The sequence below is a fragment of the Acinetobacter sp. YH12097 genome, from assembly GCF_013419225.1.
In the GTDB taxonomy this organism is placed as follows: domain Bacteria; phylum Pseudomonadota; class Gammaproteobacteria; order Pseudomonadales; family Moraxellaceae; genus Acinetobacter; species Acinetobacter amyesii.
Map to the genome: position 1 here is coordinate 1 of NZ_VPAN01000037.1, position 11,747 is coordinate 11,747.

Genomic DNA, 11,747 nt, shown 5'->3' on the forward strand with positions numbered 1-11,747 from the left:
AATTAATTTGATGGCTTCAGCTTTAAATTCTGTGGTGTAAGTCTTGTGTTTCTTGCTCATGGTAAACTCCTGATGAGTGTGTTTAGTTTACCAAGTTAAAACCTCCTGTTTTTTCAGCACACATCACTCCTTTTAATGGAGGGGCTATATAGGAAACTGTTATAAATAATTCACGACCCTTTAAAATATAGCTAACAATATATTCACAAGTCCCAGAAATAGCTTGAGAAACAACTCCTACCCAACCTTTTTATCCTCATCATAAGGAAGAATTAAATTTTTGAATTTCACGTATTGTGTTCTATTTTGTTCTATATAATAATTTTCTTTGTTACGGCTAAAATTGTTTGCCAAATTATTACTTTGTTGAGATGTTGTCTGAAAATTTAAGACGGATGAATTACTAGGACCACCACTAGCTCCAACTACATGTACTTGCTTAGGGAGTAAGGTAGCACCACAAGTGAACTTATCGCCTACATAAGCTACAGCCTTGCCATCAAAAATAACGTGGTCATTACTTTTAATTAACGTAGACCAAGTTTTACATTTCGGACATGCGAAACCATCTCCAGCACGAAGAAAAAAGATTCCCCATCTGTGAACTTCTGAACTGAGTGGATATGACTGTTCCTCCGTGGCTCGTTGTAGACCCATGAATGCCGAATCCTTTAGACATTTTTTGAGTCTCCAATTGTTGTAGTCATAAAGCCTATAGGGGGTATCGCATCATGATATAAGCGTAATACATGAGATGTAATTGGACTATCAATAATTTCATCGCCATTTTCTAAAAATGAACCGATTAGAGCGGCTGATCGACCATCTACATTGAAAAGCGATCCTGCGCCAGAGATAATTTTTGCTGTTGAACCATCTAAGTATATGGCTTCATCACCTATCAATGCCAATGATATCCCTTGGACTTTAAAAGTATGATTTGATGCCCGAACAAGTCCACCATTTTTAGTTTTTGCACCGTTAAATGCTACATAATATTTTGTGTGAGGCTTATGATTCCAATATAGTTGTTCTGCCTCATGAATTTTTTTTATATCTTCTTTTGAAAGCTTTTGTAGCTGCTCTTTTGGCAGTTGATGCAAAAAAGTAGGGCTAGTCATACTATGTCCAAATATTGTAATTATATTCGAGCTTAATAAAATAAGATGACTAATAAAATTTGAAAATGTAACTAAGGAAATACTATCTAATTTTATATTTATTCTAATATATGCATTTTAGGTGCAAAACAATAAATAAATTTTTAGCATTGAAATAATGCTTTAATAAAAATTAACCTAAATAAAATCTATTTTATTTATAATTCCCCGACACCTTCACATAATTCTGCGCTGAATACGGTAAAAATGCTTTTTCTTTATCGGTTAGGGGGCGGACTTTTTTGACTGGACTGCCCACATATAAATAACCACTTTCCAAAACCTTATTTGGTGGAACAAGTGAACTAGCACCAATCATCACATCATCTTCAACAATTACATCATCTAAAATAATCGTACCTATACCGACTAAAACACGATTACCAATGGTACAACCGTGTAATTTCACATGATGACCAATTGTCACATCTTCACCAATAATCAGTGGAGAACCCTCAGGTTTATCGGCTTTTTTATGACTCACATGCAACATTGAGTGATCTTGCACATTAGAGTTTTTACCAATACGAATATGGTTTACATCACCACGAATCACAGCAAATGGCCAAACCGAAACATTTTCAGCCAATACAACATCGCCAATCAAGACTGACATTTCATCGATATAGCAAGAGTCAGCAATACGTGGAACAGTGTCTAAATAAGGGCGAATGTTTTGGCTCATAGGAAAGTCATCTACAGGTTTTTAGGCAGTATAAAATAAAAAAGCACCTAGACCGAAATCTAGATGCTTTCACTTTAGTCTTAATATCGAGTTTTCATCAAATTTAGAATAAGTTACTAAAGAATTGTTTGATGTGATCAATCATTTTTGCAAAGAAACCAGCTTCTTCGACATTTTGTAGAGCGACAAGTGGTTTTTCAGCAATGACTTTGCCATTAAGCGTTGCAACGTATTTACCAACCACTTGACCTTGTTTTAAAGGAGCAGTCAATTTAGGTTGAACAACCAATTGAGTTTTAATGGCGTTCGCTTCGCCTTTAGGCATCGTCACGTTAAAGTTTTCAGCTAGACCTACTTGAACTTCATTGTCTTTACCGTACCAAACTTTTGCTTTTGCAAGCACTTGTTTAGCAGGTTGAACTTTTACAGTTTCAAAGTTTGCATAACCCCAAGCTAAAATTTCACGTGTTTGAGATGCACGTTCGTTCATGCTTGGCGCACCAAAGATCACTGAAATTAAACGTAAAGGACCACGTTTAGCTGAAGTCGTTAAGCAGTAGCCAGCTTCTTCAGTATGACCAGTTTTTAAACCATCTACACTTGGGTCAGTATAAAGCAGGGCATTACGGTTGCCTTGCTTAATGCCATTGAACGTAAATTCTTTTTCAGAGTAGATCGGATAGTATTTTGAACTGTCATGAATGATATGTTGCGCAAGAGTCGCCATATCTTTGGCAGTCGAGAAATGTCCTTCAGCTGGCATACCTGTCGCATTGATGAATTGAGTATTCACCATGCCAATACGTTTCGCTTCTTGGTTCATCATGTGGGCAAAGGTGCCTTCATTGCCAGCAATATGTTCTGCCATAGCTTTAGAAGCATCGTTACCCGACTGAATGATAATGCCACGTAACATTTCTAATGCAGTTGCAGTACCGTTGAGCGGAACGTACATACATGACTCAGTGCTGCTGCCGCGACACCAAGCCGACTCATTCATACGTACTTTTTCATTTTCAGTTAGTTCACCGCTTAATAACTTTTGTTCAATGATGTAACTGGTCATCATTTTTGTCATTGAAGCAGGAGCTAATTTTTCGTTTTCATTTTTAGAAGCAAGGATTTGCCCTGTCTCATAGTCCATCAGCACATAAGATTTATTATTTAATTCAGGTGGTGCAGAAAGGACAGTTGCCGCGAATGAAAAACTAGGTGCAAGTAGTAATGCGGCAAGGGCGGTTTTTCGGGTCATTCTGGGTGGTTCCAATAACTTAGGTATAAGCACAAAGAGCCTAGCATTTTAGGACAAAGCTAGGCGGACTGCTATGGGGTGCAAGCGCTTATTTTAAAAGTATTGTAACCAATTGGTATTATTTGCTGTAAGCAGTCAATTCTTTGCAAATCGTACCATTTTTCTTATCGCCAGCTTTCTTCGCATCAGACTGCGCTTCTTTTAAAGCGTCTTTAAAACTTTTTTGTTTGCTGAGTTGCTGTAAAGCATTTACTGGGTTCTTTTCATTCGGCATATATTCTTTAGCTAATTTTGCATAACCCGCTTCAAACTTTGGTTGATCTTTGTCATTCACCAATTTTGGGCAGACTTCAGATAGTACATAGATAGCTGCAAGTTCTTGACTGGTCACTTGAGGTGTAGGAGTCACTTCAATTTTTTCATCTGCGGCATGTGCAGACATGGTGGTGAAAGCAAAAGCAGAAAGGCTAAGGGCACAAAGAGATTTTACAAAAGAGTTTTTCATTTAAATAACCTGTGAAATAACTTAGAAGATATCAAATAGCTAAAATTTATTTGCCTAGCTTAATCGTATTTCTGGTAGAGATCAGTAGAAAATTGTATTGAAGCTGTTTAGAAATCAATACATTGTGAAAGAAAAAAGGATGAGGCTATAAAGCGTCATCCTTTTTTGGGCAGGTTTGATGCAATAAGGACTAACCTATTTAGAGGACGTCCAAAGCTGAATGATCAATTAACCTTCATAACTTAAAACGTCATCACAAACTGATTTTTGCTCAGCTTTATCAGTTTCTTTAGCAGCTTGACGCGCTTCTTCAAGAACTGATTTATATTCGCTGTCAGACTGTAGTTTTTCTAATGTCATTGATTTATCAGAATAATCAGCAAGATATGTTTTAGTGAGTACTTGAATGTTGGCATCAAATTTTGCATTTTGACCAATAATCGCAGGGCATACTTCTAACATGACTTGTGCAGATGCAATATCTTCTTTTACGATGGTATTGGCTTCTTCTTGAGTGAAGTCATTGTCTGCGACCACAGTTTGAGTCATGCAAGCTGCTAGAGCAAAGCCCAATAAACCACGAAGTGCTACGGTTTTATTCATTTTGTACACACACATTTATGCTGGATGTTGAAATGTAAATATATATAATTATTCATATATTTCAATAAAATGTTCTTGCGAGTCATTTTTAATTTTTTAGTAATGGAAATTTAGTTGTGAATATTTTAATTGCCAATGATGATGGCGTTTTTGCTCCCGGTATCCAAGCTTTAGCACATGCATTGCGTCCTCTCGGTCGTGTGGTGATCGTGGCGCCTGAAAGCGAACGCAGCGGTTTTTCAAGTGCTTTAACTTTAGATCGACCATTACGACCTGTCGAAATTGCACCGAATATGTGGGCGGTAAATGGTACACCTGCGGACTGTGTGTATTTATCAATGAATGGCTTGTTCGACTTCGAATTTGATCTGGTGGTGAGTGGAATCAATAGTGGCGCAAATCTGGGTGATGATGTGCTGTATTCAGGGACAGTGGGTGCGGCATTTGAAGGCCGTTTAATGAAACAACCTGCGCTAGCCGTCTCTTTGGCTGGGCCAAATGTGCGTAGTTATAATAACCCAGAAGATTATGCAGTCGCCGCGCAATGGGTGCATGATTTTATTGCCAATGGACTACCCGCGCTACCTGCACGACATATTTTTAATATTAATATTCCAGATGTTGCTGAACTTCAAGGCACCAAAGTGACCTATCAAGGAAGACGTTTACAGTCCAAACCGATTACCAGTCATGTAGACCCGCGTGGTCGTCAAGTCTATTGGATTGGATTGGCAGGCGAGGCAGTGGCAGAGCCTAAGAAAGGCTTAACGCATATCGAATCAGACTTCTTTGCAGTTGCAAATGGTTATGTCAGTGTAACGCCTATACAAATGGATGCTACAAACTATGAGATTTTGAATAACTTGCACTCAGAGTTATCTAAATCTTAAGTATTAATGTTATAACTTTGTGAAAATGGTTATGCCGCAACTTTTTTAGAGTGGATTTTTGCTAATCTTAGCCCATTCATAATGACTATATTTGAATTATTAGTGAGGAAGATGATGTCCCTGGTGTCACAATATCGCGTTATTGCCGCTCCTGCAGCATTATTTAAGACCCTTGTTTTATCTGCTGCGGTTGTTACGACTTTGGTCATGACTGGCTGTGCGTCAAAACCACAAATTAATAATGCGACCCGTTATGCGACTGCTCCGGATTATTATACAGTTCGTTCGGGAGATACTTTAAGTGGCATTGCCGCTCGCTATGGTTTGAGCTATGTCAGCATTGCAGAAATGAACGATATTGCGCAGCCTTATCGCATCTATGTTGGACAATCCATTCGCCTTAAAAATGGCGGCTCACGTCGTACAACGTCTACGCAAGCCATGACTCAAGCGGCACCAATTCAACGCCAAACGATTGCAATGCCAACGCAAACAGCACCCGTGACACAAGCTTCAACCACACCGTCGACAGTTACTCGAACTACTGTACCAACTCCTGTGGTCAGTTCATCTAGTTTACGATGGGTGAGTCCAGTATCACGTCCTACGGTATTACAAGGTTATAACTTAGCATCGAATGTGAAAGGAACACGTTACGCAGGCAATACGGGTGACGCTATTTTTGCAGCAGCTGATGGTCAAGTGGTCTATGCCGCCGATGGTCTTAAAGAGTACGGCAATTTAATTTTGGTGAAGCATATTAATGGCTATATCACTGCATATGCACATAACAGTAAAATGAATGTCAAAAGTGGCGATACTGTGAAAGCAGGGCAGCAAATTGGTGAGATGGGTTCATCGGGTACAAACCGTACGATGCTTGAGTTTCAGGTGCGTTTAGATGGTAAACCAATCAATCCAACTGCAGTTTTACCAAATAATTAAATATATAATGCAAAAGCAAAATATCCCCGTATAATACAATGAGTTGCTTTTATCGAAAGATGAAGCTTCTCATAAGTTTATGAGGGAAATTTATGTTAGATCAACTTCGAGCAATGGGTGTCTTTGCTTGCGTTGTGGAAAAAAATTCGTTTAGTGGCGCTGCTCGTGAGTTAGGTATTACCACGAGTGCCGTGAGTCAGCAAATCCGCTCACTAGAGCAGGATATGGAAGTCATTCTTTTACATCGTTCTACACGTAAGTTAAGTTTGACAGAAGCTGGACAAGCTTTTTTTCATAGTTGCCAAGAGATGCTATCTGCCGCAGAGCGCGGCAAAATTCGTATCAATGAACTTCGTGACGACTTAGTCGGTGAATTACGTATTGCATCAACACCAGAACTTTGTGCGAATCATGTGATTCCTGCATTGTCACATTGGATGTCGGCACATCGTGGTTTATCAGTTCATTTAGAAGCAGATAATCAATATATCGACTTAATTGATGGACGCATTGATATTGCGCTACGCATGAGTTCAAAAATTGATGATCAACAGTTTCATGTCGTGCCATTGGCGCATGTTGAACAAGTTCTCGTTGCTGCACCAAGCTATATCAACCAAACCAGTTTAATTACACGACCAGAAGATTTACAAAATCATGATATGGTTCAAATAAATTTGGTTAAAAACTTTCAGCATTTTGCATTTGAAAATGCAGTGACGAAAGAGCATGTTGCATTGGATGTGCATTCCCGATTTACAACAAATAATGTATTTGCTGCAAAAGCAATGTGCCAACAAGGACATGGCATTGCAAGAATATTATATCTAGATACGCAAAAAGACTTATTAAACGGTTCTCTTGTTGAAGTTTTACCAGAATGGCGCTTACCATCATTCACTCTATATGCTGTGATGTCTAAACGTGATCAACAGCCTACCAAGATTCATCGTTGCCTAGATGCATTAAAATTGTATTTCAGTCAATTACCAGGCGGACGTGTATACCAAGAAGCCTCATAAAAACAAAAAAGGTTTAAAAAGATATAAAAAAAGCCGCAATCAGCGGCTTTTTTTACTTTCGGCACAAATTACGCTAGAAAGTTTTTCACCATTTTAACAATGCGTTCAATCAAGATATCCGCTTGTTTTTTATTGATGTTCAGCGTAGGTAATAAACGAATCACAGAGCCTGCTGTTACGTTAATAATCAAGTGATGCTCATCACGTGCAATATTCACAAGTTCGCCACATGCTTTTGGTAATTCAATGCCGACCATTAAACCAAAACCACGAACAGTTACGTTTTGCTCTGCAAGTTGCTCTGTGAATTGCTCAACAAGATACGCACCCATATTTGCAGCATTTTCAACAAGGTTTTCCTTTTGAATGGTATCAATCACGGTATAAACCACACGTGAACCTAATGCAGTACCGCTATAAGTTGAACCGTGGTTACCCGCTGTTAAAACCCCAACACCACGACCTTGAGTCATGACTGCGCCGATAGGGAAGCCATTGCCTAGACCTTTTGCTGTAGTTAGCACGTCAGGAATAATATTGGTATGTTGATATGCAAAGTATTTACCAGTACGGCCGTTACCTGTTTGCACTTCATCAAGCATCATTAACCAGTTGTGTTGGTTACAGATACGACGAATATCTTCTAAATAGCTAAAACCTTGAGGTGCAGTATTTACACCACCTTCACCTTGGATCGGCTCAACCAAAATCGCTACGATGTCAGGGTGGTGAATTGCAGCTTCTTCAATTGCTTCGATATCACCAAAAGGTACACGAATAAAACCTTCAACCAATGGGCCAAAGCCTTCTTGAACTTTTTTGTTGCCTGTCGCAGATAACGTTGCCATGGTACGACCATGGAATGAATGATCAGCAACAATAATTTTAGGGCTTGCAACACCTTGCATATGACCAAATTTACGTGCAATTTTGATTGCACCTTCATTTGATTCTGCACCACTATTTGAGAAGAAAACTTCTTCCATACCCGCAACTTCAGCTAATTTTTGCGCAGCAGCCGTTTGCCAAGGCACTTCAAATAAGTTACTGGTATGAATGAGGGTCGCTGCCTGTTCAGCAATTGCAGCTGTAATTGCAGGATGTGAGTGACCTAAACCACAAACAGCTATCCCTGTCAGTGCGTCTAAGTATTCTGTGCCATCTGCGGTATACAGGTGAGCACCTTGACCTCGGACAAAGCTGATCGGTTGGCGGCCAAATACTGGCATCAAGTGCGATGGTTGATCAGTTTGTACTGGGGCAAGGGTAATGTTATTCATGACTAACTCTAATTTGTCAGGTGATTGAAATAATATAGAGGAGACGCCATATATATATGAGCATCAAGAGGTCTATATAAGCAAAATATGACTCACTTGAAAAGCTGAAATGTAAATAAAACGTGAAATATTGCTTTAGTCATATTGTTTTACTCAGTTTTGGGTATAATGCGAAGCAGATTTATTGAGGATATATCAATGACTGAACAAGCACGCGATACAGAAGCGTTAATTCGTGACCAGATTGCTAAACACGCAGTTCTACTTTACATGAAAGGCACTCCACAGTTTCCACAGTGTGGTTTCTCTGCGCGTGCAGTAGAAGCGCTCAGTCAAATTGGTCGTCCATTTGCTTATGTAAATATTCTTGAAAATCAAGATATTCGCGCAACTCTTCCACAAATTGCAAACTGGCCGACTTTCCCACAATTATGGATCAATGGTGAGTTGATCGGTGGTAGCGACATTATGCTTGATATGTTCCAAAAAGGTGAATTACAACCTTTAGTTGAACAATATAGCCCAGCTCCGGAAGCTTAATTGGATATGTATTTGATGATTTTAATCATTGGATACAAATAAAAAATAGCGCCTTTAAGGCGCTTTTTTTATGACTTAATTATCTAAAAAGTCTGAGGTTATGCGTTTTTCCACCATTTCAAAGGCATTTAAAGTGTAATGAATGGTGGAAAAATCAACAAATGAATAATCTAATCGAACATTTATGACGGATTGTCTTCAGTCGGACTTTCTTCAACACGTTGCTCGTTTTCAGTAGTCCCATTTTTAGCAGTACTGTCTTGAGCTTCAGACTTCTTTGCCTTTTTATCTTTGTCCTTTTTTGACTTCTTCTTTTTTTTCTTTTTCTTTGGCTCTTCTTCCTCAAACTCAGCACCATCTTCAATCGCTTGCCAGTATTCAAGTTGCTCCATGACAGCAGCGTAGATTGAGCCTTTGCTATAACGACCTTTTTTATCAAGAGTGCCTACTGGACGCGCCATCAAAATTTCTAGAGCTTGGTCAATGGTATCTATGGCGTGAATATGGAATTGACCTTGTTGCACAGCTTCAATCACATCTTTGCGTAACATTAAGTGCTGCATATTTTGGCGTGGAATAATCACACCTTGCTTGCCTGTTAGCCCTTGTAATTTACATGCATCATAGAAGCCTTCAATCTTGGCATTTACACCACCAATCGGTTGAACTTGACCCAATTGGTTCATTGAGCCAGTGATTGCCCATGATTGATCGATCGGTAATTGGCTAATAGCGGAAATCAGAGCTGAAAGCTCTGCAACAGTTGCGCTGTCGCCATCTACTTGGCCATAGCTTTGCTCAAAGGCAAGGGCAGCAGAAAAATGTAAAATTTGTTCACGACCAAAGTGTGCCTTTAAGAAACTCGACATCAGCAGGACGCCTTTGGCATGTAAAGAACCACCAAGTTCTACACTACGCTCGATATCTAAAATATCGCCGCCGCCTTGATAAACCGAAGCCGTTAAGCGTGACGGTAAACCAAATTCAACATCTGCATATTGAATCACAGAGAGGGCGTTGATCTGCCCGAATCGATGACCTTTGGTTTCGATTAACTGTGTACCGCGACTGAGATCTTGCCAATACAATTCACGTAAGTAGCCTAGACGGTATTTACGATGATCAAGAGCGGTGTTGATATGTGTTTCTGTCACCATTTTATCGCCAGCAAGTGCTGCATGATGATGTGCTTCACGAATCAAATCGCCTAAGGTGAGGGCGTGTAATGACAAAGAGCTTTGATCTTCAGCTTGACGACTTGAATCAGTTAACAGTGCTGCGAGAGCCGTACGGTCAAACGGCAGAAGTTTATCTGTTTGCACATAGTCAGCAATCAGCTGCATATATGCCTGCTCATTAATGTCATTACGTTGTAATGTATCGGTAAAATCGGCACGAATTTTAAAGACACTGCCAAGTTCAGGTTCGAGTTCTAAAATATCGTAATAAATATCAGGTTCAGCAAGCAGGATCACTTTGATATTTAAATCAATGGCTTCTGGCTCAATCGAAATACTGCCTGTTAGCGTGAGCATGTGTTCAAGTGAAGACAGCTTTAAATGTCCTGATTTTAATGCACGTTTTAGACCTTGCCATGCATAAGGCTGTTCTAAAAGTTGTTCAGCTTCCAAGATGAGGAATCCACCATTGGCCTTATGTAATGCACCGGGACGGATTAAGGTAAAGTCTGTGGTGATGGTACCGTTTTGAGTTAGTTGTTCAACATGACCTAACAAATTGTAATGGGTAGGGAAATCTTCAAAAATGACGGGCGCACCAGCATTAGGTTTGTGTGTGGCAATGATGTTTGCTTGGTAGCGAGATGGCACGCGGTTAAATTGGCCGGGTGTAAAGTCATCTTCTTCTTGCTCAAGCACAAACTCAACATTTTGAATGATGTCATCTGCATATTGCTTCAGATAATCTTCCAAGCCTTCAACCATGCTGAATTTATTTTGAATTAGATCAATACGCGGCATGACGACTTGTTTAGCAATTTCACGGTTTAAAACCTGAACTTTATCGCGTGCGTCATCTTCAAGATCACCAAGATGTAGACCAAGGCGTTCAAGTTTTTTATCCATATAACGGACGTTTGACGCAATTTCAGCTCGTTGTTTACTGCTTAGTGCATTGATGTCTTCTTTGGACATTTCTTGGTATTTGTTATCGACCAAATGCACGGGAACGAAACAATGATCATCATCCTGAGAAATCAGTTTAAGATCGAGCTCTTCACCTTCTCGGGTTAATTCAACTAAAGCAAGATGTTGTTCATCACCAGCATGTTGGCGAATCATTTCAATGCGATTGTGATAGGTTTCTGCGGTGAAGCGACGTTCAAGCTGTTTTAATATGGTTTGCCAACTTTGATGTAATAACGCTTGGAATTTTGTCGCTTGACCAGAAGGAAGTTTTAGCGCAATTGGTTCACGCGGAAACTTAAAATTATTGACATAGACCCAATCTGAAGGCGTTGGCATATTTTTAGCGTGTTGTTGTAATAAGCGCTTAATCATGGTGCGCTTACCTAAGCCTGCGGTACCTACAGCAAAAATGTTATAGCCTGAGTAAGGTAAGGCAATGCCAGCCTCGACCGAAGCTCGAGCACGATCTTGTCCTAAAAAGTCATTGAGTGGTTTGATCCGCTTGGTAGATGTCGGTATTTTTTTAAGCTCAGGCGTATGCGTCAGCTGAATTGGCTGCAACTGGGTTTTAGTTAAAGTATTTTGTATTTCGGGTTGATCAAAAGCGCTCTTTAGTGTCGTTACTGTTTCTGCTAAGTTTTTTGTGTTGGGTTCATTAATGGTAGTTGATAAAGAAGAGTGAATTTGTTCAAGTCGCTGGGTCACTGTTGAATCCAAA

General features: G+C 39.6%; 11 protein-coding genes and 1 pseudogene. 4 read left to right on the top strand and 8 right to left on the bottom strand.

What is annotated here, in order from left to right; translation table 11 throughout:
* Positions 1 to 405: 405 nt before the first annotated feature.
* The 6 genes and pseudogenes from FTU37_RS16765 to FTU37_RS13355 form a co-directional block, all read right to left on the bottom strand.
* Positions 406 to 679: pseudogene (locus tag FTU37_RS16765) on the bottom strand (PAAR domain-containing protein); the annotation flags it as partial.
* Positions 672 to 1,121, bottom strand: coding sequence for a PAAR domain-containing protein (locus FTU37_RS13335; RefSeq protein ID WP_168377839.1), 450 nt, complete (start codon positions 1,119 to 1,121; stop codon positions 672 to 674). The gene FTU37_RS13335 and the pseudogene FTU37_RS16765, both read right to left, overlap by 8 nt.
* 193 nt (positions 1,122 to 1,314) lie before the next feature.
* Positions 1,315 to 1,845 (bottom strand): gamma carbonic anhydrase family protein, encoded by a 531-nt coding sequence (locus tag FTU37_RS13340; RefSeq protein ID WP_180124484.1) that lies wholly within the window; start codon positions 1,843 to 1,845, stop codon positions 1,315 to 1,317.
* Between the two features lie 103 nt (positions 1,846 to 1,948).
* Positions 1,949 to 3,097 carry a D-alanyl-D-alanine carboxypeptidase PBP5/6 gene (gene dacC / locus FTU37_RS13345; protein WP_078191838.1) on the bottom strand — a complete coding sequence of 383 codons (1,149 nt, stop codon included), beginning with the start codon at positions 3,095 to 3,097 and terminating at the stop codon, positions 1,949 to 1,951.
* 118 nt (positions 3,098 to 3,215) lie between these two features.
* Positions 3,216 to 3,602, bottom strand: a complete 387-nt coding sequence (locus FTU37_RS13350) for an MCR_0457 family protein (RefSeq protein WP_180105583.1) — start codon at positions 3,600 to 3,602, stop codon at positions 3,216 to 3,218.
* Positions 3,603 to 3,830: 228 nt separating this feature from the next.
* Positions 3,831 to 4,205, bottom strand: a complete 375-nt coding sequence (locus FTU37_RS13355) for an MCR_0457 family protein (protein ID WP_180124485.1) — start codon at positions 4,203 to 4,205, stop codon at positions 3,831 to 3,833.
* Between the two features lie 116 nt (positions 4,206 to 4,321).
* On the opposite strand from FTU37_RS13355, the gene surE reads away from it, so the two are divergent.
* The 3 genes from surE to FTU37_RS13370 all read left to right on the top strand — a co-directional run bounded on the left by surE (position 4,322) and on the right by FTU37_RS13370 (position 7,062).
* On the top strand, positions 4,322 to 5,095 hold the full coding sequence (gene surE / locus FTU37_RS13360) for a 5'/3'-nucleotidase SurE (protein WP_078190173.1): 774 nt from the start codon (positions 4,322 to 4,324) through the stop codon (positions 5,093 to 5,095).
* A 114-nt stretch (positions 5,096 to 5,209) separates the two neighbouring features.
* On the top strand, positions 5,210 to 6,040 hold the full coding sequence (locus tag FTU37_RS13365; RefSeq protein ID WP_180040634.1) for a peptidoglycan DD-metalloendopeptidase family protein: 831 nt from the start codon (positions 5,210 to 5,212) through the stop codon (positions 6,038 to 6,040).
* A 92-nt stretch (positions 6,041 to 6,132) separates the two neighbouring features.
* Positions 6,133 to 7,062: a LysR family transcriptional regulator gene (locus FTU37_RS13370; protein WP_180063510.1), complete on the top strand. Its 930-nt coding sequence runs from the start codon at positions 6,133 to 6,135 to the stop codon at positions 7,060 to 7,062.
* A 68-nt stretch (positions 7,063 to 7,130) separates the two neighbouring features.
* On the opposite strand, the gene FTU37_RS13375 is transcribed toward FTU37_RS13370, so the two are convergent.
* Entirely contained in the window at positions 7,131 to 8,342 is a 1,212-nt protein-coding gene (locus FTU37_RS13375) for an aspartate aminotransferase family protein (protein WP_180022917.1), read from the bottom strand.
* 198 nt (positions 8,343 to 8,540) lie between these two features.
* Here FTU37_RS13375 and grxD point away from each other — a divergent pair, with 198 nt between their 5' ends.
* Positions 8,541 to 8,882: a Grx4 family monothiol glutaredoxin gene (gene grxD, locus FTU37_RS13380; protein WP_067762767.1), complete on the top strand. Its 342-nt coding sequence runs from the start codon at positions 8,541 to 8,543 to the stop codon at positions 8,880 to 8,882.
* Between the two features lie 182 nt (positions 8,883 to 9,064).
* On the opposite strand, the gene FTU37_RS13385 is transcribed toward grxD, so the two are convergent.
* Positions 9,065 to 11,734 (bottom strand): Lon protease family protein, encoded by a 2,670-nt coding sequence (locus tag FTU37_RS13385; protein ID WP_180124486.1) that lies wholly within the window; start codon positions 11,732 to 11,734, stop codon positions 9,065 to 9,067.
* Positions 11,735 to 11,747 lie beyond the last annotated feature (13 nt).